Consider the following 26494-nt stretch of genomic DNA (forward strand, 5'->3'; position numbering starts at 1 on the left):
GGAACGAACTTAGTGCAGGTCGGCCGCTCGCGCGCGGAGGCTCATCCGATCGATCGACGAGTGGTGCAGGTCAGGAGAACTGGACCAGCGCCGTGCACTTGCCGAACACGCGCTTGCCGTTGACCGAAGCGCCGAACGTGATCAGGCCGCGCTTGGTCTCCGGGTACAGCGTCTTGATCTTCGCGGTGTACTCGACAACCGCGGCCTCGGTCGGCGGCACGTACACGGCGCTCGAGAAACGCGCACTGAGCTCGATGAACGCCGCCGGATCGCCGACGAACGCCGACAGGTAACCCGCGGCGGTGCCGAGAGTCAGCATTCCCTGGGCGACGACGGAGTCGAGCTTGGCCGCCGCGGCGAGCTCGTCGCTGTGGTGAATCGGGTTCGGATCGCCCGCCACACCGACGTAGTTGACAAGATCGCCGCGCGTGAAGCGCTGGGTGCGCGGCGGGATCTCCTGACCCTCGCTGACCGAATCGAACGGGATCGCGCCGTAGGCGAAGGCATGCGAGCCGGGCTCGGGGATCTCGGCGGCCTCGGCAGGCACGAGCGGCAGCTCATGCGACGCGGTCGGCGAGAACATCACGTCGTCGACCATCGAGATGAACTCGGCGGTGAGGCCGTCTCCGGTCTCACCGGGACCTGCGAGCGTGGTCCACGACTCCTGCATGACGCCCTTGTCGAGGTCGCGGATCACGGTCTTGCCGGTGAACAGCTCCGCACCAGCGACCGACTTGTAGGAGTCCATCGACACGTCCGACTTCAAGCGGTCGCCCGCCGTGATCGGCTTGTGGAAGATGAACCTCTGCTCCACCTGGAGGACACCGGATTTGAGCAGGTCGCCGGGCACCACCGTGTCGAACAGTTGAGCCTGCGCCTTGGTGCCGTCGAGGACGACGATCGTCAACGGCGCCAGCAGCTTGTCGTGCCCGGCGTCGGCAGACTTGGCCTCGTCCCAGTGGACCGGGTTGTCGTCGTGCAACGCCCGTGCGAACTCGCGGATCTTCTCGCGGCCCACCTCGTAATAGTCCTGGGTGGTGTACGTCTGGCCGATCGCTGCCTCGATGGCCTGGACGCGCTCAGATCCGGTGATTGTCATGAGGAACCATTCTACCGAAGGGTAACGAGCGAGTCGGTGTCAGCCGTTGACCTTCGCGATCACATTCTCCGCGTACCACGTCATATTCTGAATCTTCGCCTCGAGCGGCTCGGTGTCGTTGCCGCGGATGTAGGGCACTCGGAATCCGACGATGACATCGGTGATGCCCTTGTCCTCTAGGCGCTTGCAGCCGTCGACGGTGTAGGCGTCCATCGAGATCACGTGGATCTCGAACGGGTCGTTCTCCTTGCCCTCGGCCTTGCGGATCTTGTTGATCTTGTCGAGCAGGGCGTCGAGTTCCTCGCCCGGACCGCCACCGTGCATCCAGCCGTCTCCGCGGATCACGGCGCGCTTGAGCGCGAGGTCGGCGTGGCCTCCGACGAGCAGCGGGATCGGCTCGGTCGGGGTGGGCGACATCTTGATCTTCGGGATGTCGTAGAACTCGCCGTGGAACTCGAAGTATCCGGGAGAGGTGAGTCCGCGGATGATGTCCATGCACTCGTCCATGCGCTTGCCGCGGCGCTTGAAGTCGACGCCCATGATGTCGTAGTCCTCGGGCCACGGGCTGGTGCCGACACCGAGGGACAGGCGGTTGTTCGTCAGCGCGGCGATGGAGCTCGCCTGCTTCGCGACCAGGGCCGGAGGGCGGATCGGAAGCTTCAGCACAAAGGGAAGGAAGCGCAGCGTCGTCGTCACCGCACCGAGAGCAGCGCATTGGATGAACGTCTCGACGAAGTCCTTGTCCTCGAGGAATCCACGGTCGCCGTCGGGTGTGTACGGATACGTCGCGTCGGACTCCTCGGGATAGGCGACGGAGTCGGGCACCGTGATGCCGTTGAAGCCGACGGACTCGGCCGCCTGCGCGAGCGGCGCGTAGTAACTGATGTCGGTCATCGCCTCGGCGTACGTGAATCGCATGACTGCCACACTAGAACATGTTCTAGATTTCTGGGGAGGGGATCGGGCGCTTCGGTTCGTTTCGCTCGCTCACCGAGCGGACGAAGGCCTGCGGGTGCGGGCGTTTAAGGTTCCCCGATTCCGGCTGAAACCGTGCTGTCCGGCCAGAATCGGGTCGGATCGGGGAACCTTAGACGTCGACGTGCTGGTCAGGGACGCTCGAAGCGTTCGGAACGGCCCAGTCGCCGTAGCCGCATCCACTCGCGGAACCCCGCGACGTCGCGCTGCTGGACGAGGAAGAACCATGTGAAGCGCGCGTACTCCTGGGGGAGGAGCTTGCGCATGCCCGGTTGACTCATCAGGTAACCGCGGTTCCGGTACGTGAAGTAGCGCTTCACCTCGTTGTCCGGGTACTGGGTGTGCATGCGTCCGCCGAGGATGGGACGGAACTCGTCACTGCCGTCCGGATGCAGATACGCAGTGGTCAGGCACGTGCCGAAGGCGATGCCCGACCGGGCGAGACGACGATGCATCTCGACCTCGTCGCCCCGGAAGAACAGGCGGAGATCGGGGACGCCGATCTTCTCGAGCGTGTCGACCGAGAACAGGGCGCCGTTCATCAGGGATGCGATGCCGGGCAGTAGATCGTCCGACGCCGACTCGCCGTCGCCCGAGAACAGCTCCGACCGCTTCCGCCGCCACACCAGGCCGCGTCGCAGGGGGAACGCGAGATCGTCGGGCGAGTCGATGTTCACCACCACCGGCGACACCTGACCCAGCCGGTGGCGGTCGGCGCAGGCCAGCAGCGTCGACAAGACGGCCGGGCCTTCCGGGCGGCCGTCGTCGTCGGCACACCACACCCAGTCGGCTCCGAGCGCCAACGCGTGCAGCATTCCCAGGGCGAAACCGCCCGCGCCGCCGAGGTTGTGCTGTGACGGGATGTACGTCGTGGGGATCGGCTGGCTCGTGACGAGTTCCCCGACCTCGGGTTCCGCGGCGTTGTCCACCACGATCAGATGATCGAGCGGCCGATCTTGGCTCGAGAGGACGGCGAGGGACTCGGCGAGCAGTTCGCGTCGTTTATGCGTGACGACGACGCCGACGATCGTGGTCACTTCGCGACGTCCTTGCCGATCTCGGCGAGGACCTTGCGGACCTGCGCGGCGGAGTCCGGACCCTGGTAGGCGCCCACGACCTCCTCGATTCCACCGTCCATGCGGATCTGGCCGTGATCGATCCAGAGGGCGCGGTCGCACAGTTGGGCGAGGAACTCGTTCGAGTGGCTCGCGAACACGAGGATGCCGGACCGTTCCACGAGGGCCTGCAGGCGGACGCGGGCCTTCTTCATGAACTCGGCGTCCACTGCGCCGATGCCTTCGTCGAGGATGAGGATCTCGGGGTCGATGCTGGTCACGACTCCCAGCGCGAGGCGGACGCGCATGCCTGTCGAGTAGGTGCGCAGCGGCATCTCGAGGTAGTCGCCGAGTTCGGAGAACTCCGCGATCTCATCGGTCTTCTTGAGCATCTCCCGACGGCTCATGCCGAGGAACATGCCGCGGATCAGGATGTTCTCGTACCCGGAGATCTCCGGGTCCATGCCGACGCCGAGGTCGAAGACGGGGGCCACGCGGCCGGTGACTTTGGTGGCGCCACGAGTCGGCTCGTAGATGCCCGACAGCAGTCGCAGCAGCGTCGACTTGCCTGCGCCGTTGTGGCCGACGAGCCCCACGCGGTCGCCGTGCTCCAGGTGCAGGTTGATGTCGCGGAGTGCTTCGACGACGACGGTCTTCGAGCCGTTCGATCCGATGATGCCGCCTGCGGCGCCGACGACGGCCTTCTTGAGCGAGCGGGTCTTGGCGTCGAAGATCGGGAAGTCCACGCACGCGTCCCACGTGTCGACGCGAATATCGGTGTTGTCTGCCACGGCTGCTCCTAAACCCAGTACGCCACGCGGGCACGGAAATTGCGCATCACCAGCAGTGCCGCGATCCAGCCGACCGCCGTGCAGCCGAGGACGATTCCCCAGTGATAGAACTCGACGTGGTCGCCGAGCAGGGGACCGCGTGCGATCTCCAAGTAGTGGAACATCGGATTGAGCTCGACGTACTTCAGCTTGCTCGAACCGGAGTCGCCGACGTCGCTCAACGTCTTCGCCGACCAGATGATCGGCGTCATGAAGAACACGAGGCGGACGGCAGTGGTCAACAACTGGCCGATGTCGCGGAATCGGGTCGACAGGATGCCGAACACCACGGTCACCCAGATAGCGTTCAGCACGAACAGGCCGACGGCCGGGATCACCAGGAGCGCCGACCAGTCGATCGGCGGCCGAAAGATCGCGAACACGATCGCGTAGATGACGATGTTGTGCGCGAAGATGATGAGGCTGCGCCACACCACCCGGTACACGTGAACGCTGATCGGTGCGGGCAGCTGTTTGATCAGGCCTTCATTGGTGGAGAACACCACCGAACCGTCGAGGACGGTGGTCTCGATGAATCCCCAGAAGATGAAGCCGAGCAGCACATACGGCAGGAACGTCTTGATGTCCTGGTGGAACAGTTCGCCGTACAGGATGCCCATCGCGACAGCCGTGACACCGGTGGCGATGGTGATCCACAGCGGCCCGAGCACTGAGCGCTTGTAACGCTGCTTGATGTCGGTCCAGCCGAGATGCAGCCAGAGTTCGGAGGTGCGAAGGCCCTCGATGAGATCTTGGACGCCTCGTGCGAAGGTTCGCGAATCCGAGGTGGGCGGAGCCGGCGGAATGGTCCGGCCGGGTGCTCCGCCGTCATTGGCTACGGCTGACACAACGTCACAGCATACCGGCGGGTCACAAGTACTGGCCGGTGCTGTGGTTGTCGGACATGTCACCCACGCCCGGCGGCAGTACACCCTGCCTCATCTGTTCGAGTTGCCCGCGGGCGGCCATCTGCTGCGCGAAGAGCGCGGTCTGGATGCCGTGGAAGACGCCCTCGAGCCACCCGACGAGCTGAGCCTGAGCGATGCGGAGTTCGGCGTCCGACGGTGTCGCGTCGTCGGAGAACGGGAGTGCCAGACGGTCGAGCTCTTCCCTCAGCTCCGGGGCGAGACCGTCCTGCAACTCGCCGATCGACGTGCGGTGGATGTCCGCGAGCCGCTGTCGGCTCGCATCGTCGAGCGGAGCGGCGCGAACTTCTTCGAGGAGTTGCTTGATCATGGTCCCGATCCGCATCACCTTCGCGGGTTGCTCGACCATCGCCGTGACCGGGTCGCCGCCGGTCTCCGATGAGGCTGCAGGCGTTCCGAACTCGACGATGGGCTCGTCGTCGGGGTTCGACGGTCCGGGTGCCATCGGATTGCCGGGGAATGAGGTGCCGAACATCTCGGGAAGCATGCCTCCATTGTGCCTGTGCCGGGCGGACGTCCTGCGACGTTCGGTGTGGTCCGCATTGACTATCGTGGTGCCATGCCGTTCGACATCGCCTCCGTTCGGGGACTGTTCCCCTCACTGGGCGACGGCTGGATTCACCTCGATTCGCAGAACGGGACGCAGATCCCGGATGCCGTCGGATCGGCCGTGGCGAGGGGCATACGTTCGTTCCCCGTTCCCGGTGGAGGACTCTCGCGTCAGTCGGTCGAAGCCGCCGCGATGACTGCTCAGGCGCGTTCCGCGATCGCCGACCTCCTCGACGCCGATCCGGACTGCGTCGTCTTCGGTCCGTCGCGCGCCGCTGTGGTGTGTGCCCTCGTCGACGCGCTGCCGGTCACCCGGTGGATCGGCGACGGCATCGTCCTGTCGCGGCTGGACGACGAGGAGAACATCGTGCCCTGGCTGCGCGGTGCCGCACGTCATGGATCAGTCGTGCGGTGGGCCGAAGTGGACGTAGAGCAGGGCACACTCCCACCGTGGCAGTACTCGAATCTGGTGACCGATCGGACGACCGTCGTCGCAGTGACGCTGGCGTCGTCGACGACCGGCGCGATCACCGACATCGGCCAGATCGCTGGCCACGCGCATGCGGCGGGCGCGCTGCTGGTGGTCGACGCGACCAATGCGGCGCCGTTCGTGCCGTTGACCATGAGTGAACTCGGCGCCGACGTCGTGATCGTCAGCGCCGAACGGTGGGGCGGACCGAGGATGGCCGCGATGGTCTTCTCGAGCCGTGCCGTGATGGACTCACTGACGAACGTGTCCTTGAATCCGCACGCTGTCGGCCCGGCCCGGCTCGAAGTCGCCGCAGCCCCGGCGGCACTGTTGAGCGGTGTCGTCGCCTCGGTCGACCTGCTGGCGGGTCTGGAGACGAACGCGGCGGGGACCAGGCGTCGTCGTCTGACGATGTCGATGGACGCCACGTACGAGTACTTGCAGCGTTTGACCTTCTATCTGGTGTCCTCGCTGGACAGCCTGGGTCACGTGCACGTGATCGGCGTCGACACCCACCGTGTTCCGCTCGTCAGCTTCGTGGTGCGGGGAGTCGCAGCCTCGAAGGTGTGCGGCAGGCTGAACGACAACGGGATCAGCGCGGCGTTCGACGTGCCGAGCCGCGCGCTCGACGCGATCGGCGTCAGCGATGCGGGTGGCGCGGTGTCCGTCGGTCTGGGGATGTACTCGACGCCCTACGAAGTGGATCAACTCGTCCGAGTACTCGGGTCGTTCGGCTGACCGATCGACGGTGATTGCCGTGCCGCCCGCCTCCGACCGTATGGTGAGCGTAGAAAGTTGGCAGTGCAACATTCCCGAGGAGGTGCGAGGGTTGTCCCATGCCGAAGAGGTCGAGACGATTCTCGACAGCCGCGAACGCGAATTGTGGCAGCAGTTCGTGACCGGAGGCTGGGTTCTGTACCGGTCGCTGTTTCGGCAGATCGACTCGTCCTCCGCATTGCCCAGTGCCGACTGGCGTGTGCTCGAGGTTCTCGGCAGCTACGGCAAGATGCGCATCAGTGATCTTGCCGAAGCCACCCAGATCCCGGTGAGCACCGTGTCGCGCCAGGTGGGGCGCTTCATCGACAAGGGCTACGTCGACCGCGTCGACACCGGTGATGTCGATGGACGACAGAAGTGGGTCCGCATCACCGACGAGGGTCGGGCCATCGTCCAGCCCATCCTCGACGAGCGTGACCGAGCCGTCCGCCGGCTTGTCATCGAATCGCTCACCGCTGACGAATTCGAGGCCTTCTGCCGAACTTTCGGCAAGATCGGCGAACGCATCGTCGCCGAAGACCTCTGACCGGAGCGGGACAGGGTCCCGGCTGACACGTCTCAGATGGTGAGCAGCACCTTTCCGACGGCCTCGCCGGAATTGAGCCGATCGTGCGCGGCGCCTGCGTCGGCGAGGTCGAAGACGGAGTCGATGACCGGCCGGACGTCCCCGCTGGCCACGAGCGGCCACGTCCGGGCGATCGTCTCGGCGACGATCATCGCCTTGGAACCCGGACCGACGACCGGGCGGGCACGGAGAGTCGTCCCGACGATCGCGGCGCGCTTGGACATCAGTGCCGCGATGTTCAGCTCGGCCTTCACCCCGCCCTGCATGCCGATGATGACGAGTCGTCCGCCCGTCGCGAGTGCTATCACATTTCGCGCAAGGTACTTGGCGCCGATGATGTCCAGGATGACGTCTGCCCCGCCCTCTGCGGCGATGATCTGCTCGAACTCCTGCGTCGAGTAGTCGATGAGGATGTCGGCACCGAGGTCTCGACAGCGGTCGAGCTTGTCCTGGTTGCGTGCGGTGACGGCGACCCGCGCGCCGAGGGCGTGCGCCAACTGGATCGCATGGGTGCCGATTCCACTGCTCCCGCCGTGCACGAGAAACAGTTCGCCCGGACTGAGGTGTGCGGTCAGCACGACGTTCGACATCACCGTGCAGGCGACTTCCGGCAGGGCAGCGGCCGACACGAGGTCGATGCCTCGGGGCACCGGCATCAACTGGGGTGCCGGAACGGCCACCTTCTCCGCGTAGCCGCCGCCGGCCAGGAGCGCGCACACTTCGTCGCCGATCGACCAGCCGGACACGTCGTCTCCGATCGCGGAGATCGTCCCGGACACTTCCAGTCCCAGGACGTCCGATGCCCCGGGCGGTGGAGGGTAATTGCCTGCGGCTTGAAGGATGTCGGCCCGGTTCACCCCCGCGGCCGTGACGTCGACGATCACCTCGCCCGGGGCCGGTTCCGGCTCGGGCAGGTCGGTGACGTCGAGGGGCTCGGATCCTGCAATCGCGCGCATGAACCCAGTGTTCCACCGATCGACAGCCCGGGCACGTGGACCGACGTCAGATGACGTGCGCTAACGTGGTCCGCTAGGGAAGCGTGGCAGAGCGGCCGAATGCACTCGCCTTGAAAGCGAGCGTGGGTAAAACCACCGGGGGTTCAAATCCCTCCGCTTCCGCAGGACGTCCTGACCGGTTAGTGCGGGTCGGGACGTTTTTGGATAGGTCTCGTTCGCTGATGCGGACAGGCGCTGAGTCAGCTGTCCGCCGACGTCGTCATATCGCCTTCGCTGTGGTCGGGGCTGTCGGTCAATCTATGCAGACGCATTTCAGCCTGTGGAGCGATCCGGAGCTCTCCACGAGCGGGGATTCCTGACCTACACCACTTGTCCAACCCAGTGGTCGGGAACGTCAGTTATGGGTCAGTATGGAGGACAAGATGACCGTCGTACCTGGTCCGTCGGGAGCGCAACGAGCAATCTCGCTCCTGAACTTCCGCTGACCCGATGTGAAGGGAGTCGGGATGGACGAGCACATTTCGACGAGCGCCACGCGGGCACCGCAGCCCGGAACCGGGCCGAACGCTCCCGGTTCGGATGCGGCTCGCCTCGAACGCCCGAGTGTCGTGCCGGGGCCGGAGTCGGCTGTTGAGGTCGGCAGATGGGCCGACAGTGAAGACCTTCGACGCACCGAGCTGGTGTACGCGCCGGCGTTCTGGGTGCTGCTCCCTCTTGCGGCGATCGCGTTCCTGGTCCACCAGGCAGTCACCGACCCCACGGGCGCGGGTTGGAACATCGCCTTCAACGGCGAGAGCCGCGACACCTGGCCGTCGTGGGTCCCGTGCGGCGCCTGGATCGGTGTTAGCGTCTGGCTGCTCGCCGCTATCGGTGTGCTCCTGTTCCGTCTCAGCATCCTTCGGGACCTGCAAGCGGAGAACCGATGGATCTATGAACACGGCGTGGCTCATTCGATTCACCGCGCCTCGATCGACTACGACGACGGCGAAGACACGTGGGCGACGTACATCGCACTCGATCATCGCGTCCACGACAAGCAGGCTGAGACGATCCACCGCGCGTTCGAGGAGTGGCTTCGGAGTACGGGACTGCCTCCGTCGGGCTCTGCGCCGATATCCTCGGCGGCACTGTTCGGGCCACAGATGAAAGGTGGCTACTTCATCCTTCACCCGCCGATGTCCAGGGTCGCCGGCAGCGACACCGGGCACAGGTGGGTTCTCATCACCGAACCCCGACGCGCCGCCGACGATGTGATCGTCACACCGATACCGGAGCCGAAGAAGCTCGCACGGATCCGGCGCAGGCTCAGCCGGAAGGCAGATCACCGGAGCGCGCTGTGATCGGGTTCGGGAGCAATCGGCCGCGTGACGAGTCCGCAGAGTTCTGGGCGAGCCGAGCGAAGACGCCGAAGACTCGGACGCGGATACGTTGCCTATCAGTGCTTCATGATGTCTCCGGCGGCATCCTCCTGGTCGGGATGGGCCTCTTTGTCCTCATGATCGGCGTGAGCATCGTTCTCGCCGTCTGGTTCGCGATCGCGCACATCAACCGTCCGGACGTCTTCCTCTGGGGGTTCGGGATCGCACTCGGAGTCGTCGTCCTCGGTGCGACAGCGGAGGTCGTGGTCAGCGGTCGGCTCGAAGAGGCCAAGTATGCGGATGCGAACACAGCTGCAGGGGTCGTCGACAGTGTCACGACAACGCAGGAGACGGGCGGCGAGGGTGATGTCGTCACCGTCTTTCACGTCAACGTGACCGCGCGGATCTCCGAAGAGCTCGTGCTGCGACGGCGCATGGAGGTCTGGGAGCGGGACAACGGGAACCCGGACGAGACCTGGACCGGCCGGACGATCCGCTTCCGACACAACACTGAGGACCCCGACGACCTGTCCGACGCGCGGTTCGACCGCCTGCCGGACTGGACAGCGAAGGAGGCCGGGTGATGAGAGACCTCGACAAGACCGCAACGGTGCCGAGTGGCACTCGTCGCATGGTCGATCGAATCATGCACCGGCTGTTCGTAGGATCGGGGCCGGACACATCGTTCCTCATCCGGCACGACTGGGCGATTCCCGTCGTCGTACTCTGCGGTTGCGGCGGGTTCGTGGCGCTCATCGTGCTCGCAATCATCCAAGGTTGGGCGCCGACGCTGATGGGGATCGTCATCGCAATCGGGCTGGTCAGCGTACTGCTGACGATCCCCACGTTCGTGTATCTGCGCCGTGCGACACGCGGCCCGCTGCCTGCGCTGGACCGGACTCCGCGCACCGCACGTGTCGTCCTCAACGCCGACGACGCCGACGGCGGACAGACGATTCTCGTCGAATACCGCGGCGCTGACGGCGTGATGCACAGCGCGCAGTTGGCGGACATCATCGAAGGGTCGCACCAAGACAGATTCACGCCGAATTCGTGCTGGCAGGTGTACGCATTCCGCGACGTCGCGCACGCCGACACGGTCGTGTTCCTCACCCAGACGCACGACGACGTGTGGCGTGCCGGGTGGAAACTCGACGGCGTCCGCATCGGCGGCGAGAGCGGGCCGATCAAGCCGGGCCCTGGGTCACCGTTCCTTCGCGAGGACTCGACATGGGAGTTCACGTCTTGACTGGCGTTTCACTGGATGGCCGAGGTGGCTGCTTCCCTCGATACGGCGACTTGGTGTTCCACGCCGAGAATCCCGTTCACACCGTGCGGAAGCGGACCGTGCGCTGGGCGCTGCTCGTCGTCGTCGCGGTGGTGGTGACTGCTGTGGTCATGACATGGCTTCTTCGCACCATGGCGCCCGGAGGAGTACCGCCGTGGTGGATCTATCCGCCGCTCCTCGCCGCGTGGTTCGTGCTGCTGTGGAGCGTGCCGGAGCTCCTCGGCCTCATCTTGGCGTGGCGGCAGGTGGGCTGGTCAGTCGATGTGTATGAGCAAGGTGTCGTCGAATCGAGGTTCGGCGCCGTCCGGCAGGCGATGCCGTTCGCGGGTGGCGTGATCGACCCGAGCAGGGCCCTATTCGCGTCCCCGCACCCGGACGAAGGCCCCGGGCTTCTCACTGCCCCGTGGAAGGGCGAGCTCATTCAAGTGCCGTCGGAGATCCGGGCCGCCGCCCAGCCGATTCTCGTGCGGGAGACCCTGGCCCGCCTGAGCCGTGGAGATCGTGTCGATTTTCCCGGCACACACGACCCGAAGCCGGGAATCACACTGACGTCGGACCGGATGAGGGTTCCGAACGGGCACGAATTCGAGATCGCGAGGATGCGGATCCAGTACTCCAAGTCCAATAGTGACAATGCCGGCTATGTGGTGGTGGACGACCCCTGTCGCGCCGACGGATTTCACATCCTCACCGACGAGATCGAGAAGGGATTCCACGCCCAAGGCGGGCACGGCGTGCCGGGGCTGCAGCGACCGAGTCCCAACCTCGCCGTCGTGCGAGAGACGCTGCACGTCCTTGTCGACCCCGACGGTCACCGGGTGATGTATCGCGCGCAGCAGCAGGAGGGCGAGTGATGTGAAAGTGCTCGACACGATGTTCGGGTGGCGGCGACGCCGACGACTGCGAGCAAGGAGCGTCCGTCTCACCGGCCCGCAGGTGCGTGCGGTTGTGACAGACGTGCGACGCTCCAGGGGAAGCAACGTGCACGACTACTACACGGTGACACTCGAGTTCACCGACTCCACGGGTACCACGCGCTCGCACGTGGCCGGAACGCGCACGCACAAGCCGCTCGTCGGGAGCAGGCATTGGATCCGGTACGACCCGAAGGAGCCGGGCCGAAAGTCGACGAGGTTCGTCGAGTGGGAGCGCAGACGGTGAGTGCCCGGCCTCAGCGCAGCTGCTGCGGCAGCGACCCACAGAACCAGCCCACAGTGCGACCTTACCCAAGGCCCCGACCGGGCCGATGCCGATCCGTGTCGAGTGTTCGCGCCAGGAGCTATTCGGTCTCGTTCGGATGAGTGGTCGACGGCACCGTCAGATCAGGGCTGGACGCCGCGCTTCTTCAACCACGTCTGCGGGTTGATCGGGGTTCCAGCAGAGTTGTGGACTTCGTAATGCAGGTGCGGGCCGGTGGAATTACCGCGGCTGCCGACGGTGCCGATCTTGTCGCCCGCCTTCACCTTCTCGCCCGCGTGCACGAAGATCTGCTCGACGTGACCGAAGATCGCGGTGGTGCCGTCGTCCTGTCGGACCCGAATCCACTGGCCGTAGCCGGAGGCCGGGCCTGCTTCGAGGACCACGCCGTCGGTCACGGCGTACACCGGGGTGCCGGTCTTGTTGGCGATGTCGACGCCGTTGTGGTGGGTGCCCCAGCGCGAGCCGTAGGTCGATGTGACCGTGCCGCTGACCGGCTTGACGGCACTCCCTTGGCCGGGCGCGGTCGGCAACAAGTCGCGGAGCGCGTTGTCGAGGTCCTTCGGCAGATTCTCGGGCACCTGCAGGTTCTTCGGCAGTTCAACGCCCTTCGGGAGCGTGATCGGCGACGAAGGCTTGGCAGCGGCTTCACTGGCGGTCGCACCGGCCAGGCCGATCGCACCGGCGAAGGCGACGACGGCGCCGATACGTACTGGCACCTTGGTCCGGCTTGACTGGGCCACCCGGTGGCGGCCCGCCTCACGGGTCCGCGAGGTGATGCCGAGGTCGGCGAGGGTCACAGTGTTTTCAGCAGTCGCGCGGTGTCGAGACACAGCCTGTCCATTCAGCGGTAGGTAACGTTTTGGATACGGTAAGGACACGGCGAGGCTACTTGACTGGTCGCCGCCGCGCCAGTCGGCACCCTCGTGCGTCCGGTGGGAGAGTCGTCGGACGCTGTGGGCGCGTAGTCCGCCGACATGCCGCCGAACAGGTGACGCCCGGTGCCCGCGGCGATCGTGGATAGACTCCCGCCAATGGACTCTCTCGACAATGCCGTTGTGTGGTTCAACGACCACTACGGCTACGTGCTCATTGTTCTCTTGGTCGGAGCGGGTCTCTGGTGGGGGACGCGGACGCTGCTGGTCCAGATCCGGATGGCGCCCGAGATGGCGCGGGCGATCAAGGAGCAGCCGCCCAAAGCGGAGTCGGGTGCGGCTCAGATCTCGGCGTTCCGAGCGTTCTGCATCTCTGCGGCGTCCCGCGTGGGCACCGGCAATGTCGCAGGTGTCGCCGTGGCGCTCACGATCGGTGGACCGGGCGCGGTGTTCTGGATGTGGATGCTCGCGATCATCGGCGGCGCGACCGCCTTCGTCGAATCGACTCTGGGGCAGCTCTACAAGGTCCGCGACGGCGTCGACTATCGCGGCGGTCCTGCCTACTACCTGAGCCGAGGGATCAAGAACCGGAAGGTCGGCATCGCCATGGCGTTCGTGTTCGCGATGGCGATCACGTTCACCTACGGATTCGTGTTCAACGCGGTGCAGTCCAACTCGATCACGTCGGCGGTCGATCTTGCTGTCGACGTCGACGGCGAGTGGCTCCCGTACGTGATCGGAGGCGTACTGGCCGTTCTGACGGCGGCGGTGATTTTCGGCGGAGTCCACCGCATCTCCGGTGTCTCCCAGGTGCTGGTCCCGGCGATGGCGGTGCTGTACGTCGGGCTCGCACTGCTGGTGGTGCTGACCAACCTGACGCAGCTTCCCGGTGTGGTCCGCGACATCGTCGAGTCGGCCTTCGGGTGGCGCGAATTCGTCGGCGGCGGAGTGTGGGCGGCGATCATGCAGGGCATGCGTCGTGGACTGTTCTCCAACGAAGCGGGCATGGGATCGACACCGAACGCCGCCGCGACCGCGGCCGTGTCCCATCCGGTGAAGCAAGGTCTCGTGCAGACTCTCGGCGTCTACTTCGACACCCTGATCGTCTGCTCGGCCACGGCGTTCATCATTCTGCTGTCCAACCCGGACTACGGAAGCGACCTCGAAGGTGTGCAACTGACGCAGACGGCGCTCGCGCAGCAGATCGGATCCTGGGCGGGCCCGCTCCTGGCGGTGATCCTGTTCTTCCTCGCGTTCAGCTCCGTGATCGGCAATTACTACTACGGCGAAACGAACATCGCGTTCTTCACGCGGCGCCGGTGGGTGCTCAACGTGTTCCGACTGATCGTGGTCGGGTTCGTCTTCTTCGGTGCGATCGCCAAGGTGTCCCTGGTCTGGAATCTCGCGGACCTCTTCTCCTCAGTGATGGCGACGGTGAACGTCGTCGGACTGTTCGCGATCGGCGGCGTCGCGGTCCTGCTGCTGCGCAATTACTCGGAGCAGCGATCGCGCGGCCTCGATCCGGTGTTCCACCGCGACGACATCCCCGGACTCACCGGAGTCGAATGCTGGGACGGCACCGACCCGGAGACGATCAGAGAGCCTGCTCGCGTTGTGGATGTGCGGCAGTGAGTCGGATGAAAAGTAATTGACTCGAACTGAGTTTTTCATCTAACGTCATGGCACGACAACCTCGAGGGGAAGTGCCATGAACGTCATCGACATGCTGAACACCACGGTGTTCACGATCGGGAATCAACCGTTGACGGCGGTCGAGGTGCTCGGCTTCGTGACCGGAGCCCTCTGCGTGTGGGCGGTGACGCGTCAGTGGTGGTGGAACTGGCCGATCGGCATCGCCAACAACGTTGTGTTCATCGTCCTGTTCCTCGGCGCCGGCCTTTACGCGGACACCGTCTTACAGGTGATCTTCGTGCTGCTCGGCCTGTACGGCTGGTGGATGTGGCGGCGTGCAGGCACTGCGACAGACTTGCCGGTCCGGCGTGTGACGGCACCCGAGGCGGCGGCCGGGGTGCTGGCGACAGCAGCCGGAACCGTCGCCGTCGCCCTGCTTCTGCACAGCCAGACCGACTCCACCGTGCCGTGGCCGGACGCCTTCATCCTCGCCGCATCGCTGCTGGCCACGTGGGGGCAGGCGCGGAAGATCATCGAGCAGTGGTGGGTGTGGATCGTCGTCGACATCGTCTCGATCCCGCTGTACGTGCACAAGGGACTGTGGCTCACCGCGATCCTGTACGCGGGCTTCCTCTGCCTGTGCATCGACGGCCTGCGACGGTGGCGTCGTGATCTCGCCGCCCAGGCGGACACGCCCGACGTGGTGGTCGTGGGATGACGACGGCACTGGTCATCGGGAAGTTCTACCCGCCGCACAACGGTCACCTCGCGCTGATCGAGCACGCCGCACGATACGGTCGCGCGGTGGTCCTCGTGATGGCGACGGCGCAGGAGTCCATTCCGCTAGCCGACCGAGTCGGCTGGCTGCGGCAGGCGGCCGCGCACATGCCGGAGGTGACTGTCGTGGGCGTGCTCGACGACGCACCGGTCGACTACACGTCGTCCGTCGCGTGGACCGCACACGTGCAGGCGATGGTGGTGGCACTGCGGGTGAACGGCATGCCATTGCCAGACGTGGTCGTCTCGAGCGAGAGCTACGGCGAACGGCTCGCAGCCGAACTGGGTGCTGCCGCCGACCTGTACGACCCGTCCCGCTCGGGCGTCTCGGTCAGCGGCACCGCGGTCCGTGCCGACGTGGTCGGCCGGTGGGAACAGCTCCCGGAACCCGTGCGGCTCGGGCTGGCGACGCGGATCATCGTCGTCGGCGCCGAATCGACGGGCACGACGACCCTCGCCACTGGACTGGTCGACCATTACCGATCGCTGCCCGGCCACCACGGCATGCGGCGAGTCGAGGAGTACGGCCGCGAGTTCACGTACTCGCTGTACCGCCAGACGTGCGACGCGGCGGCACGTGCCGGACGACCGACTCCGACACTCGACGACCTCCACTGGACCACTGAGCAGTTCACCGCGATCGCCGCGGAGCAGACGCGCCGCGAGAACGACGCGGCTCGCGCACATCCGCTGGTCATCGCCGACACAGATGCCTTCGCGACCATGCTGTGGGAGCGGCGGTATGTCGGCTCGCACAGTACGGGGGCGCTCACCGCCGCGACGTCAGAACTGCCCAGGCGCGCGCTGTACCTGGTGACCGATCACGTCGGCGTCCCGTTCGAGCAGGACGGTTGGCGCGATGGCGAACACATCCGAGCCACGATGCACGACTGGTTCGTCGACGAGCTGACCGCCGCCGGGCATTCGTGGGTTCTCCTGCGGGGATCACCTGCCGAGCGTCTCGACTACGCGATCGCGACCATCGACGCGGCGTGGCGTAGAGCGTGTCGTTTCGACTCCCCGGAGTGGGCAGAACAGACTGTGCTCGCATGACCGACCAGCCGTTGATCGCCGTCGACGTGGTCCCGGTCGCCTGGACACAGGCCGGGCTCGTCGTCGGCACTGCCCGCAGACGGTTCGAACCGTTCATCGGACGGTTCGCACTGCCCGGCGTCCTCCTCGGCGCCGGTGAACGGCTGTCCGACGCGGCGGGCCGAGCGCTCGACAGCAAGGCGGGGATCGGCGCGTCCTCGGTGCGGCACCTGTTTCAGATCGGCGCGTTCGACGGCCCGGACCGTGAACCGCGTCGTCATGCGATCTCGGTGGCCTTCGTCGCGGTGATCGATCCGGGCGTGGTGGACGGCGGGGCCGCCGAGGTGTCGTGGACGAGGGCCGACGAGGAGTCTGCTCTGCCGTTCGATCACAACGCGATCGTGGCGGTGGCGCTGACTCAGATCCGACAACGCCTGTGGTCCGACGACGACACCACCCGGGCTCTCACCGGACCGTGGTTCTCCACGCCTGACGCTGTGCGCCTCACCAGCGACGTCACCGGACAGCCGGTGCATCAATCGAATCTTCGGCGCGCTCTTGCAGGACACTCGCGACTGCGGTCCACTCAGGCACCGGACGTCGGCAAGCCGGGGAGACGGCCGCTCGTGTGGGAATGGAGTTCTGCGGACGGGGACTGACCTGCGTCATTGTGCAGGCGGCGGCACTATCCAGGGGAGGGCCTCGGCGAGTTGACGCTCGAGTTCGGGAATCAGCGTCCGCACATACGTCTGAGTCAGATGATGCGGATCGCGGTACACCATGATGTTGCCGACGATCGCGGGACAGAAGTCCGCACTGCAGACGCCGTCGCTCAAGTCGAGCGCGTGAAAGAGCGGATCGCGCGCGGCGAGCGAACGTGCGGGGTCGACCGAGCTCAACGCACTCGCCCGATCAGTGCCGCACGAGGTCGCGGTGCCGCCGCCGGACAGGCAGTTCGGCGTGTCGATCGGTCCTTGGTCATTGTGCGGCCACGGGGTGTCGCGGATGCCGATCACCGGGATGCCCGCGGACGTCAGCTCCTCGAATGCGGTGATGTAGCCCTGCGGGAGGAAATCGCCCGGGCCGGATTCCGCGGGGCGCGTCGAATTCGTGATGACGGCGTCGGGTTTGGTGTTGAGGAGATCGTCCATCACCGCGAGGTTCCACTCGTAACACTCGGGGTATGGCACGCGTTCGAGATAGGCGGGGTTCTCGTCGACGGTGATCGGGCAGCCGCGCTTGACGTACGTGACGATCTTGACGCCGTTGGCCTTCGCGATGGGATCGACTGCACCCAGCCACATCTCCGTGTGCGAACCGCCGACCAGGGCGATCGTCTTCGATCCGTTCACGTCGCCGTAGACGCCGACGCTGGGAGCTGTCACGTCCATCTCGACCATCACGCCGTCGAAGAACGTCTGCGGCAGGTCGGACGCGGCGGCCAGGGGCGTCGGCTGCGGGTCGACGGCGGGAACAGGGACGCCGTTGAGGAGAGCGCGAGCACCGGGGTAGAGCGCCGGATCGAGGTTGGCGGTGTCGACGTGGACACCCGAGATGTGACGGTCCCACGCGGTGATGGCGCCCGCAGTGCCCGCGGAGGCCGCCACGAGCACCACCGTCAGGATCGCCGGGTAGGTGACGCGAGGGTGCGACCGCCACCGCACGTGTGTGATGGACGACCGTCCGCCGCCCCTCATCGGATCCTCCACGTACCGCTTCATCAGCCACGCGAGACCGAGGGACACGGCGAGGATCGCGGTGCCCTCGACGAACGTCGCATGGTCGGTCCCGTGCCACGTCAAGTAGAAGATCAGCAGCGGCCAGTGGATCAGATACAGCGAGTACGACAAGCCGCCCAACCAGACGGCTCGGTGGCTCGCGAGCATCCCGTTCACCGCGGGCCGGTCCTGACCGGGGGAGACCTGGCCCGACCAGATGATCAGCAGAGTCGCCCCGACGGGGACCCACGCCAGTGCAGCGGGGTACTCGGCGACGCCGTCGATCCACCAACCGCATGTCGCGATGACGATCAGCGCGGCGACGGTCACGGCGCTGCGAATCCGCGTCGACACCCGCCAGGCAGGCATCCATATCGCGAGAAGGCCGCCGACCAGCGGCTCCCACAGTCGCGACAGCGTGTCGTAGTAGTTGTACGGCTGATCGATGTGCAGCCGGTGTTGCGCCCAGGCGAACGATGCGATCGCCGCCGAGCCGACGAGCACTGCGAAGATCGCACGGACCACGGCCGCCCGAGTGAACAACTCGAAGTGTGAACCGAGGATCTTGATGATGCCTGCGACCGTCAGCAGGACCAGAAGGGCGCCGACGAAGAACTGGCCCTGCATCGACATGGACCACAGGTGCTGGAGTGGACTGTTGGCCGAACTCGCGGCCAGATAGTCCTGCGAGTTCTTCGCCAGGTGATAGTTCTGGAAGTACAGCGCGCTCGCGATCACCTCTCGCCCGACATTCAGCCAACGAGTCTGCGCGATGATCGCGATCGTCAGCAGCACGACCACGACGAGCACGGTGTAGAGCGCGGGCAGCAGCCGCCGCAGCAGTCGCTTGAGCCTCGGCCAGGGACTGATCGTCTCGCCGAAACCGATCAGGCTCGACTGGCTGTGGACTGCGTGTCGGACCAGTGATCCGATGAAGAAGTACCCGGACAGAGTGAGAAACACGTCGACGCCGCCCGAGACCCGACCGAACCACACGTGGAAGCAGGCGACGAGGGCGATCGCGATGCCGCGCAATCCGTCGAGATCGGTGCGATAGGCGGGGGCCTCGGCTTTTCCGGACGACTCCGACTTCCCGGCCCCGCTCACCGCCGGATTCGCCATCGTCGTCTCCCGTTCCTGCTCCGACCCGCAGTCGGGTGGACACCGCGTTTCCCCTGGCAGGTGCCGGGTTCGCAGCTTGTGATTCTAGCAGCCGCGGCGAACCGGACTCGTCCACGGCCGCTCACGGCCGCCCTCATTGTGACGTGCATCGAACGGATGACGAACGCCTGTCGTCCGATCGGGTGTGGCCGATCTGCTCCGTTATGCTGGGCCGCGTGCTCTGCGTTGACGCCGTCGACAAACAGGCGCGGCAGGAGTGCATCCGATGACGGGAACGATCACGGAGCGCCCGCGCGCCCATTCTGTCGCCATCCGGAAACCGCGGCTTGTTGAAGAGGCCGTGGACGTCGCGCTGCCCGAATCCGACGAGGTCGTCAACGTCGTCGAAGAGACCCTGCCAGACGCCTCGCCCACACCGGAGCCGGCGGTCGAGCCCGCCGACCCGGTCGTCGAAGAGCCCGTTGACCTAGCGCTTCCGGTGGAGCCGGTCGCGGAGCAGGCCGCCGGGTCAGCACAAGAGGCCACGCCGGAAGCAGACTCTGATCCGGAGCCCGCGCCGCAGCCGCGGCCCAAGCCCGGCGGAATCCGTCGAGCCCCGGCACTGGACGGACTGCGCGGCATCGCAGTGCTGTCCGTCGTCGTCTATCACCTGTTCGGTGACGTGATGCGCGGTGGATACCTCGGCGTCGACATCTTCTTCGTCCTCTCGGGCTTCCTGATCACGTCCCTGCTCGTCCGCGAGTTCGGCGCGGGCGGACGGGTGTCGCTCAACGGGTTCTGGACGCGTCGAGCTCGCCGAATCCTGCCCGCGTCGGTCGCGGTGCTGGTGGTGTCCAGTGCGGTCGCCGGGCTCATCGGCGGCGACGTCGCGGTGAAACTTAAGGAACAGTTCTTCAGCTCGCTGCTGTTCGTGAACAACTGGGTGCAGATCGCGCAGTCGCAGAGCTATTTCGCGGAGACCACACCTCGCATCTTCATGCACTACTGGTCGTTGGCGATCGAAGAGCAGTTCTACGTGATCTGGCCGCTGATGTTCCTCGGCGTCATGGTGCTCACGCGCAAGCTGGAGATCCGGCGCCGCCTGCTCGTCGCGGCGGCGATCGCCACCGTCCTCGGCCTGGCTTCAGCGGCCGCGATGGCGTTGCTGCACGACCCGGCCGCAGACCCGAGTCGGGTGTACTTCGGCAGTGACACGCACCTGTTCGGGCTGCTGGCCGGCGCCGCGCTCGCCTTGGTCATCACCGCCCCGGCGTCTGACGCCGTCGACTCCTGGCCGCTGCGACGCAGCCCGGAGGTCGCGAAATGGCTCGGACTGATCGTTGCGCCGGTCGCTTTTGTCGGTCTCATCGTGATGCTCTTCGTCCTCCCCGACACGGCGTCGGCCACGTACCGCGGCGGCCTGCTCGTGGCCTGTCTGCTGACGACGGTCCTCGTGCACAACGCGGTCCGCGAGGAGGGGCCGATCCCCACGGTGTTGAGCAACCGCGCGCTGCGGTGGTTCGGCGCGCGATCCTTCAGTCTCTATCTGTGGCATTGGCCCGCGTTCATCTTCACGCGCGAACTGATCAACGGCAGTGGGATCGACGCGACGCACACGATGCCCGGCTGGATGGTCGGGGTGATCGCGGCCGCCGTCAGTGTCGGACTGTCTGAACTCTCGTACCGATGGATCGAGACGCCGTTCCGCCGGCTCGGCTTCCGAGGTGTGCTGACCGCGGTCGGCGCCAGTGCTCGACGGGTTGCACCGCTCGCAGGTGTGGCCGCGGTTCTGGCCGTGGTGATGCTCGCAGGCTCGGCGCTCGGATCGAGTCCGTCGAAGTCGGCTCTGGAACAGCAACTCGACGACTTGGCCGAGATGCAGCGCCAGGCGAACGAGGCTCCCGCCGTCGTCTTGCCGCCGAAACCGTCGCGCGAACTTCCGACGGGGCCTGAGGTGACCGCGGTCGGCGATTCGGTGATGCTCGCGTCGTCACAAGCGCTGCGGAGGCGTCTGCCGGGCATCTACATCGACGCCGAGGTGTCGCGGCACTACTCGGGTGGCGAAGGAGTGCTCGCCGACCTGCTGGCCAACGACAAGATGCGCGAGTTCGTCGTCCTCGGGTTCGGAACCAACGGTCAGGCGTTCCCGGGACAGCTCAATCGGATCGTCCGGATGCTCGGCCCGGACCGAAAAGTGGTGCTCGTGGTTCCGTTCGGTCCCGTCGACGGCATACCGCAGGCCGCGGATCAGGTGCTTCGATACGTCAAACGCAAGCCGAACGTCTACCTCGCGCCCTGGTGCTCGATCGCTGCGGCCAACCCCGCCGACCTGGGCGCGGACGGCGTTCATCCGGTGGGCCCGGGCCTGCGGTTGTACGCGGACGCGGTGGAGCAGGGGCTGCGTCAGGCCGTGCGCGGTGAGCGGGACCCGAACATCACCTGTCCGCTGTAGGCAGGTTTCGCGTGTCGAAGGTTCTTTGATGGTTGGCGGCACCCCGCTGCACAGCGGAGCACCGCCGACCGTCTAGAAACCTCAACACGCGACACTCGATTCAGCCCGCAATCCAGGCCCTGGTCGGCGTCGCGCCTCCGCCCGTCGGATAGGCGGCCGCCAGCGCATCGGCGAACCTCCGGTTGCGGTCCGCATAGGCGGCCGCCGTGTAGTGGATTCCGTCGGTGAACATCTCGGGGCGGGCCGCGGCCGCCCAGTCGTAGACGGCCAGGTTGGGATAGCGGGCGCTCGCACGACGAAGAGCGTCGTTGAACACCTTCATCGACGCGGTGCCGAAGGCGGGATTCGACGGGTTGGACGACGCGATCGTCGGCCACAGCACTGCTCGGCCGGTGAGTTGCTTCATGATGCGGTCGATGCGTTCGTCCGCCCCGACGGAACTGCCGCCGTTGACGGCGCCTGCGTCGTTGACGCCCATCGCGATCACCCAACATGCATCGCCTGCGGCAGTGGAACGCGCGGCCACGGCATGCTCGGCGTCTACGCCGGGGCCGCCCACGATCGCGCGGCCCGACAGCGCATCGACCGTCACGGCCCCGACACCGACCCTGCCGTACTGCGCAGTTGCGGTGTCGTTCGCGCTGGGGAGCGCGGTTGCGGAGTCCGCGGAGACCGATGTCGAGTCGCCGATCTGCACCACCTTCGTGCAGTGCGTCCGCCCGTCTGGCTTCGGGATGGTCGCTCGGTCCAAGAGGTCTGGGATCAACTCGAGGACGGACGGAAGGCCTGCCGAGGAGTTCGACAGCGACGACAGGTCGGGCAGGGCAGGCAGAGCCGCTGCGGAAGCAGGAACGCTCAGCGTCACGGCGAGGCCGATGCTTGCTGCGCCGATGGACGCAGCGCGGAGATTGGTGCGCAGAAGTTTCGTCACAATAATCCCACTGAACTACACCAGTCACTCTAGTAACAAGTGGTGGTTGGTCACGACTTGGGAACGGGTTGTCCGTCACACCTTGACCTCACGATTCGACTACCGTCGCGCAACCGGAATATTTTCATTGGGTGCACTCCGACGACGACTCCGCCACCACTGCATTTCGCGAGCCCGGTGAACTGCCCATTCCGTTCACCGAAGCGCTCGCCGAGTGGGCTCCCGTCGCGCGGGACCTCCTGATCGAGACGGCGAAGGTCTTCGGCTCGCTCATCACGCAAGCCGAGGTCGCGTCGAAGGTGCAGAGCGAGACCGGCATCCGCGCCGGCCGTCCCGTCCGCCTGTGGATCAACGATCTCCTCGCGGCGGTGACCCGCCTGAGGGGCGAGGGAGAGCCGCTCCTCGCGTCGCTCTGCGTTCGCCTCGACGAGAGTGTCGGCGACGCCTACCTGCACGTCGTCGAGGTGGCGGGCCGGGAGAAGCCGGAGGATCCGGAGCGGGACGCGGCCGTCGCGCGATTCGACTGCTACGTGTTCGCGGGGGCCGCGATGCCGCCGGGAGCACGTCCGATCCTCGCTCCGCGCGTAGCCGAGCGTCGGGCAGCCGCCGCTCGCGCTCAATCGCCACGCAAGGCGGCCAAGCCCAAGGCTGCTCCCAAGGCCAAGGCCAAGGCCGAACCCCGAGCCAAGGCCGAGCCGAAGCCGCGCGCGGCCGCAAAGCCGAAGCCCGCGAAGGCTGCGGACCGGGAAGAGCCGAAGCCTCGGCTGTGCCCGACCTGTTTCACCGCACTGCCCGCCACCGGGCACTGCGGATACTGCGACTGACACGGCTGTCGGCGGGTTCCTGCCTGTCGATCGAACGGTTGACGTTATCGTCAACGGAATGAATCGCAGGCGAATCATCATCGCGTCGATGGTCGGCACCACCATCGAGTTCTTCGACTTCTACATCTACGCGACCGCGGCAGTCCTCGTCTTCCCGACGTTGTTCTTCCCCAAGGGAGACGACACGGCCGCACTGCTCGCGTCGTTCGCGACCTTCGGTCTCGCATTCGCGGCTCGGCCCATCGGTTCGATTCTCTTCGGGCACTTCGGAGATCGCGTAGGACGCAAGGCGACTCTCGTCGGATCGCTTGTCACGATGGGTGTCGCAACATTCCTCATCGGTGTGCTTCCTACATTCGACCAGGCCGGCTACCTCGCGCCGGCGCTGCTGGCGCTGATGCGATTCGCCCAGGGGCTCGGGCTCGGCGGCGAATGGTCGGGCGCGGCGCTCCTCGCCACGGAGACCGCGGAGAAGGGCAAACGCGCGTGGGCGGCGATGTGGCCCCAGCTCGGCGCGCCGTTCGGGTTCTTCCTGGCCAACGGCACCTTCCTGGTGATCATGTCGGTGATGGACTACGACTCCAAGACGTCCGGTGCGGATCATCCGTTCATGACGTGGGGCTGGCGCATCCCGTTCCTGCTGTCGGCGTTCATGGTGATCCTCGGCCTGTACGTCCGGCTGAAGCTCACCGAGACCCCGGTGTTCGCGAAGGCCGTTCAGGAGGGCAAGAAGGTCAAGGCCCCACTCGGCGAAGTGATCAGGACGGCGTGGCGTCCGCTCATCATCGGCACGTTCGTCATGGTCGCCACCTACACGCTGTTCTACCTGGTCACCACCTGGGTGGTGTCGTATGGAACAGGCAAGGTCGTCGACAAGTCGGGAGTCAAACTCGGCATCTCCTACATCGACTTCCTCCAGATGCAGCTGATCGCCGTGGTGTTCTTCGCCGTGTTCGTCGCGATCTCCGGACAGCTCGCGGACCGCTTCGGTCGCCGACTCGTCCTGATCATCGCGACGGTGCTGATCATCGTCTACGGTCTGTCATTCCAATGGATCCTCGATCCCGCGCACGTCACGCAGGGGTCGATGCTCGCGGTCCTCATCGTCGGCCTCACGCTGATGGGGTTCACGTTCGGCCCGATGAGCGCTGTCCTGCCAGAGTTGTTCGCGACCAACGTGCGCTACACGGGCAGCGGCATCTCGTACAACTTCGCGTCGATCATCGGTGCCGCGATCGCACCGTTCATCGCGACGTGGCTCGTCGCCGACTTCGGGGTCGGGTGGGTGGGCGTCTACCTCGCGATCGCGGGCGTCGCGACACTCATCGCGCTGATCGTCATGAAGGAGACACGAGACGTCGACCTCGACCGCGTCTGATCAATGGGCGTGATCGACGGACCGGCTGCTGCAGCATCACGAGCCCGATGACGGCGACCGCACCGCCGACGATCGCCAGGGGCGGCACGGTGGCGCCGGTTAGGAGGTAATCGAGACCCGCGGCGCACGACGGAACCACGAGGAACAGGCCGCTGACCACTACGGCGCCGCGCTCGCGTGTGATCCGGTAGAGCAGCGCCGTGGCGATCACGCTGACCACAATCGTCACCCACGCGGCGGCCACGACTGACGACGCAGTCAGGTGGATCTCGCCTGGACCGACGGCCGCGACGACGCCGCCGAACACCGTTGCGCTGACTGTCGATTGAACGGCAACGCACGACCAGCCCGTCGTCGACGTGACCTTGGCCTGCACGAGCGTGCCGGCGGTGATCGCGAGCAGTGCAACCGCTGCGAAGGCGAACGCCACGACGTCGGCGCCGGTGCTCGAGGTGTCGGCGATCACGGCGACCCCGACGCCGACCACTCCCAGGCCCGCACCGGCGGCTGTCCGGCGCGATAAGGCGCCCGCGGCGACGACGGTGAGCAGTGGCTGCGCGGACATGATCAGCGAGATCATCCCGGCGCTGATGTGATGGGCGATCGCGAGGAAGTACGCGCCCTGGTAGGTCACCTGCAGGAGGAGCCCTGCGCCGACGACGATCGCCAGGTCTCGACCGGTCGGAAGCGCAGACCGGGCAGCGAGCACGATGGCCCAGGCGCAGGCGGCGGCGCCGATGGCTCGGACGGTCAGGAACAACTGGGGCGACATGCCGTCGAGTCCGACGCCGATCGCGACGGCACCGCTCGACCAGAGCAGTACGAGGAGTGTGGGTTCGCCGACGAGCCGCAGAGACGTGGTCACCGGTGAGACGGTAGGCCCGTGGTGCGGGATGTCGGGAGTGCCACGATCGCAATACCCATACAGTTGACGTATGGCTGAGATAGAGAGGCTGCGGTACGTCGTGACCGTGGCCCGCGCGGGCGGAATCTCGGCGGCCGCACGAGCCCTCGGGGTGTCGCAGCCGACGGTCAGCCGTGCCGTGGCCGACGTGGAACGGGCCCTCGGGGCCCCGCTGTTCGACCGCCGGTCGACGGGTGCTCGACTCGTGCCTGGCGCAGCCGAACTCTTGGTCGGGATAGGGCGGATCGTCGACGGGTACGACGAATTGTTCGGGACCGGCGGTTCGGACGGCCCTCTGACCATCGGATACGCGTGGGGTGGTCTGACGCCGAAGCTCGAACGAGCGCTCGACGCGGGGCCGTCGTACGAACTGCGGCATGCGGTTGATCCGGTCGGTGAACTGGTCCACGGCAGAGTCGACCGTGCCCTGATCCGGATTCCGTCGCCCGACGTGCCGGTGCCGGCGCACACGACGCTGCTCGTGGAGGAGTCGGAGCGTCGGGTTGTCCTGGTGAACGCCCGTCATCGTCTAGCCGACCGGGAGTCGGTGGCGTTGGCCGAACTGTGCGCGGACTCGACACCGGTTCTGAGCGAAGGGGCGGGGACCGTCCCGCATGATCTCTGGGGCGCGTTCGACGGTGAGCCCGTTGTGGTGCCCGATCCGCTGACCTGGCTGAATGCGATCGCGGCGGTATCGGACAGGTTCGGCGTCACGTCGGTCAGCACCGCCGAGTTCCACATTCATCCGCGGACCGTCTATCTGCAGTGTCCGGATCTTCCGCCAGTCACAGTTCGGCTGTTGGGGCCGGCGCCCCGGCTCCGGTGA

26 protein-coding genes and 1 tRNA gene are annotated in these 26494 nt (G+C 66.2%); 16 read left to right on the forward strand and 11 right to left on the reverse strand.

Annotated elements, in window-relative coordinates; translation table 11 throughout:
• Positions 1–70: 70 nt before the first annotated feature.
• The 6 genes from GM1_RS07210 to GM1_RS07235 all read right to left on the reverse strand — a co-directional run bounded on the left by GM1_RS07210 (position 71) and on the right by GM1_RS07235 (position 5372).
• Positions 71–1099, reverse strand: coding sequence for a fused (3R)-hydroxyacyl-ACP dehydratase subunits HadA/HadB (locus tag GM1_RS07210; RefSeq protein ID WP_008377646.1), 1029 nt, complete (start codon positions 1097–1099; stop codon positions 71–73).
• Between the two features lie 39 nt (positions 1100–1138).
• Positions 1139–2017, reverse strand: coding sequence for a TIGR03619 family F420-dependent LLM class oxidoreductase (locus GM1_RS07215; RefSeq protein WP_040519685.1), 879 nt, complete (start codon positions 2015–2017; stop codon positions 1139–1141).
• Positions 2018–2205: 188 nt separating this feature from the next.
• Complete coding sequence (glfT1, locus tag GM1_RS07220; protein ID WP_008377649.1) at positions 2206–3111, reverse strand: galactofuranosyltransferase GlfT1; 906 nt, start codon at positions 3109–3111, stop codon at positions 2206–2208.
• Positions 3108–3920 (reverse strand): galactan export ABC transporter ATP-binding subunit Wzt/RfbE, encoded by an 813-nt coding sequence (wzt, locus tag GM1_RS07225; protein ID WP_008377650.1) that lies wholly within the window; start codon positions 3918–3920, stop codon positions 3108–3110. Before wzt ends, glfT1 begins: the two co-directional genes overlap by 4 nt.
• An 8-nt stretch (positions 3921–3928) precedes the next feature.
• A complete protein-coding gene (gene wzm, locus GM1_RS07230) occupies positions 3929–4807 on the reverse strand; it encodes a galactan export ABC transporter permease subunit Wzm/RfbD (protein ID WP_008377652.1) in 879 nt (292 codons plus the stop codon).
• Positions 4808–4829: 22 nt separating this feature from the next.
• Positions 4830–5372, reverse strand: a complete 543-nt coding sequence (locus tag GM1_RS07235) for a bacterial proteasome activator family protein (protein WP_008377654.1) — start codon at positions 5370–5372, stop codon at positions 4830–4832.
• 72 nt (positions 5373–5444) lie between these two features.
• On the opposite strand from GM1_RS07235, the gene GM1_RS07240 reads away from it, so the two are divergent.
• Positions 5445–6641, forward strand: a complete 1197-nt coding sequence (locus GM1_RS07240; protein WP_008377656.1) for an aminotransferase class V-fold PLP-dependent enzyme — start codon at positions 5445–5447, stop codon at positions 6639–6641.
• 82 nt (positions 6642–6723) lie between these two features.
• Positions 6724–7206 (forward strand): MarR family winged helix-turn-helix transcriptional regulator, encoded by a 483-nt coding sequence (locus tag GM1_RS07245; RefSeq protein WP_373278336.1) that lies wholly within the window; start codon positions 6724–6726, stop codon positions 7204–7206.
• Positions 7207–7238: 32 nt separating this feature from the next.
• Here GM1_RS07245 and GM1_RS07250 read toward each other — a convergent pair whose 3' ends face one another.
• On the reverse strand, positions 7239–8201 hold the full coding sequence (locus GM1_RS07250; RefSeq protein WP_008377660.1) for an NAD(P)H-quinone oxidoreductase: 963 nt from the start codon (positions 8199–8201) through the stop codon (positions 7239–7241).
• 77 nt (positions 8202–8278) lie between these two features.
• Between GM1_RS07250 and GM1_RS07255 the strand changes: the two genes are divergently transcribed.
• From GM1_RS07255 to GM1_RS07280, 6 genes are all read left to right on the forward strand, one after another.
• Positions 8279–8363: transfer RNA gene (locus GM1_RS07255), tRNA-Ser, on the forward strand.
• Between the two features lie 344 nt (positions 8364–8707).
• On the forward strand, positions 8708–9541 hold the full coding sequence (locus tag GM1_RS07260; protein ID WP_008377661.1) for a hypothetical protein: 834 nt from the start codon (positions 8708–8710) through the stop codon (positions 9539–9541).
• Between the two features lie 98 nt (positions 9542–9639).
• A complete protein-coding gene (locus GM1_RS07265; protein WP_008377662.1) occupies positions 9640–10143 on the forward strand; it encodes a hypothetical protein in 504 nt (167 codons plus the stop codon).
• Positions 10143–10808, forward strand: a complete 666-nt coding sequence (locus GM1_RS07270) for a hypothetical protein (protein ID WP_008377664.1) — start codon at positions 10143–10145, stop codon at positions 10806–10808. Before GM1_RS07265 ends, GM1_RS07270 begins: the two co-directional genes overlap by 1 nt.
• 83 nt (positions 10809–10891) lie before the next feature.
• Positions 10892–11701 (forward strand): hypothetical protein, encoded by an 810-nt coding sequence (locus tag GM1_RS07275; protein WP_157435875.1) that lies wholly within the window; start codon positions 10892–10894, stop codon positions 11699–11701.
• Between the two features lies 1 nt (position 11702).
• Complete coding sequence (locus GM1_RS07280; protein WP_008377667.1) at positions 11703–12008, forward strand: DUF3592 domain-containing protein; 306 nt, start codon at positions 11703–11705, stop codon at positions 12006–12008.
• Between the two features lie 161 nt (positions 12009–12169).
• On the opposite strand, the gene GM1_RS07285 is transcribed toward GM1_RS07280, so the two are convergent.
• Positions 12170–12877 carry a M23 family metallopeptidase gene (locus GM1_RS07285; RefSeq protein WP_008377669.1) on the reverse strand — a complete coding sequence of 236 codons (708 nt, stop codon included), beginning with the start codon at positions 12875–12877 and terminating at the stop codon, positions 12170–12172.
• A gap of 201 nt (positions 12878–13078) precedes the next feature.
• Between GM1_RS07285 and GM1_RS07290 the strand changes: the two genes are divergently transcribed.
• From GM1_RS07290 to GM1_RS07305, 4 genes are all read left to right on the forward strand, one after another.
• The gene (locus GM1_RS07290) at positions 13079–14551 is read left to right on the forward strand and encodes an alanine/glycine:cation symporter family protein (RefSeq protein ID WP_008377671.1); all 1473 of its coding nucleotides are present in this window, start codon (positions 13079–13081) and stop codon (positions 14549–14551) included.
• Between the two features lie 76 nt (positions 14552–14627).
• Positions 14628–15269: a nicotinamide riboside transporter PnuC gene (gene pnuC / locus GM1_RS07295; RefSeq protein ID WP_008377673.1), complete on the forward strand. Its 642-nt coding sequence runs from the start codon at positions 14628–14630 to the stop codon at positions 15267–15269.
• Positions 15266–16381, forward strand: a complete 1116-nt coding sequence (locus tag GM1_RS07300) for an AAA family ATPase (protein WP_008377675.1) — start codon at positions 15266–15268, stop codon at positions 16379–16381. Before pnuC ends, GM1_RS07300 begins: the two co-directional genes overlap by 4 nt.
• The gene (locus GM1_RS07305) at positions 16378–17019 is read left to right on the forward strand and encodes an NUDIX hydrolase (RefSeq protein ID WP_008377676.1); all 642 of its coding nucleotides are present in this window, start codon (positions 16378–16380) and stop codon (positions 17017–17019) included. The genes GM1_RS07300 and GM1_RS07305 overlap by 4 nt, the downstream gene beginning before the upstream one ends.
• Positions 17020–17025: 6 nt before the next feature.
• On the opposite strand, the gene GM1_RS07310 is transcribed toward GM1_RS07305, so the two are convergent.
• Positions 17026–19200, reverse strand: coding sequence for an acyltransferase family protein (locus GM1_RS07310; RefSeq protein WP_008377678.1), 2175 nt, complete (start codon positions 19198–19200; stop codon positions 17026–17028).
• Between the two features lie 265 nt (positions 19201–19465).
• On the opposite strand from GM1_RS07310, the gene GM1_RS07315 reads away from it, so the two are divergent.
• The gene (locus tag GM1_RS07315) at positions 19466–21631 is read left to right on the forward strand and encodes an acyltransferase family protein (protein ID WP_008377680.1); all 2166 of its coding nucleotides are present in this window, start codon (positions 19466–19468) and stop codon (positions 21629–21631) included.
• Between the two features lie 100 nt (positions 21632–21731).
• Here the strand turns inward: GM1_RS07315 and GM1_RS07320 are convergent, their stop codons facing one another.
• Positions 21732–22562 (reverse strand): SGNH/GDSL hydrolase family protein, encoded by an 831-nt coding sequence (locus GM1_RS07320; RefSeq protein ID WP_008377682.1) that lies wholly within the window; start codon positions 22560–22562, stop codon positions 21732–21734.
• Between the two features lie 131 nt (positions 22563–22693).
• On the opposite strand from GM1_RS07320, the gene GM1_RS07325 reads away from it, so the two are divergent.
• A complete protein-coding gene (locus GM1_RS07325; protein WP_008377684.1) occupies positions 22694–23386 on the forward strand; it encodes a hypothetical protein in 693 nt (230 codons plus the stop codon).
• Positions 23387–23444: 58 nt separating this feature from the next.
• Positions 23445–24764, forward strand: a complete 1320-nt coding sequence (locus tag GM1_RS07330; RefSeq protein ID WP_008377686.1) for an MFS transporter — start codon at positions 23445–23447, stop codon at positions 24762–24764.
• Here GM1_RS07330 and GM1_RS07335 read toward each other — a convergent pair.
• Positions 24724–25629, reverse strand: coding sequence for a DMT family transporter (locus GM1_RS07335; protein WP_008377688.1), 906 nt, complete (start codon positions 25627–25629; stop codon positions 24724–24726). The two genes, GM1_RS07330 and GM1_RS07335, sit on opposite strands and share 41 nt — an antisense overlap.
• 70 nt (positions 25630–25699) lie before the next feature.
• On the opposite strand from GM1_RS07335, the gene GM1_RS07340 reads away from it, so the two are divergent.
• The gene (locus tag GM1_RS07340; protein ID WP_008377691.1) at positions 25700–26494 is read left to right on the forward strand and encodes a LysR family transcriptional regulator; all 795 of its coding nucleotides are present in this window, start codon (positions 25700–25702) and stop codon (positions 26492–26494) included.

This window comes from Gordonia malaquae NBRC 108250 (genome assembly GCF_000344135.1).
Taxonomy (GTDB): Bacteria; Actinomycetota; Actinomycetes; order Mycobacteriales; family Mycobacteriaceae; genus Gordonia; species Gordonia malaquae.

Bases quoted from the DNA above. Each gene is read 5' to 3' on its own strand.
- GM1_RS07315 (WP_008377680.1), top strand. From the start codon at position 19,466: ATGACGGGAACGATCACGGAGCGCCCGCGCGCCCATTCTGTCGCCATC.
- GM1_RS07330 (WP_008377686.1), top strand. From the start codon at position 23,445: ATGAATCGCAGGCGAATCATCATCGCGTCGATGGTCGGCACCACCATC.
- GM1_RS07260 (WP_008377661.1), top strand. From the start codon at position 8,708: ATGGACGAGCACATTTCGACGAGCGCCACGCGGGCACCGCAGCCCGGA.
- GM1_RS07235 (WP_008377654.1), bottom strand. From the start codon at position 5,372: ATGCTTCCCGAGATGTTCGGCACCTCATTCCCCGGCAATCCGATGGCA.
- GM1_RS07270 (WP_008377664.1), top strand. From the start codon at position 10,143: ATGAGAGACCTCGACAAGACCGCAACGGTGCCGAGTGGCACTCGTCGC.
- GM1_RS07240 (WP_008377656.1), top strand. From the start codon at position 5,445: ATGCCGTTCGACATCGCCTCCGTTCGGGGACTGTTCCCCTCACTGGGC.
- pnuC (WP_008377673.1), top strand. From the start codon at position 14,628: ATGAACGTCATCGACATGCTGAACACCACGGTGTTCACGATCGGGAAT.
- GM1_RS07215 (WP_040519685.1), bottom strand. From the start codon at position 2,017: ATGCGATTCACGTACGCCGAGGCGATGACCGACATCAGTTACTACGCG.
- GM1_RS07210 (WP_008377646.1), bottom strand. From the start codon at position 1,099: ATGACAATCACCGGATCTGAGCGCGTCCAGGCCATCGAGGCAGCGATC.
- GM1_RS07250 (WP_008377660.1), bottom strand. From the start codon at position 8,201: ATGCGCGCGATTGCAGGATCCGAGCCCCTCGACGTCACCGACCTGCCC.
- GM1_RS07300 (WP_008377675.1), top strand. From the start codon at position 15,266: ATGACGACGGCACTGGTCATCGGGAAGTTCTACCCGCCGCACAACGGT.
- GM1_RS07290 (WP_008377671.1), top strand. From the start codon at position 13,079: ATGGACTCTCTCGACAATGCCGTTGTGTGGTTCAACGACCACTACGGC.
- GM1_RS07305 (WP_008377676.1), top strand. From the start codon at position 16,378: ATGACCGACCAGCCGTTGATCGCCGTCGACGTGGTCCCGGTCGCCTGG.
- GM1_RS07340 (WP_008377691.1), top strand. From the start codon at position 25,700: ATGGCTGAGATAGAGAGGCTGCGGTACGTCGTGACCGTGGCCCGCGCG.
- GM1_RS07310 (WP_008377678.1), bottom strand. From the start codon at position 19,200: ATGGCGAATCCGGCGGTGAGCGGGGCCGGGAAGTCGGAGTCGTCCGGA.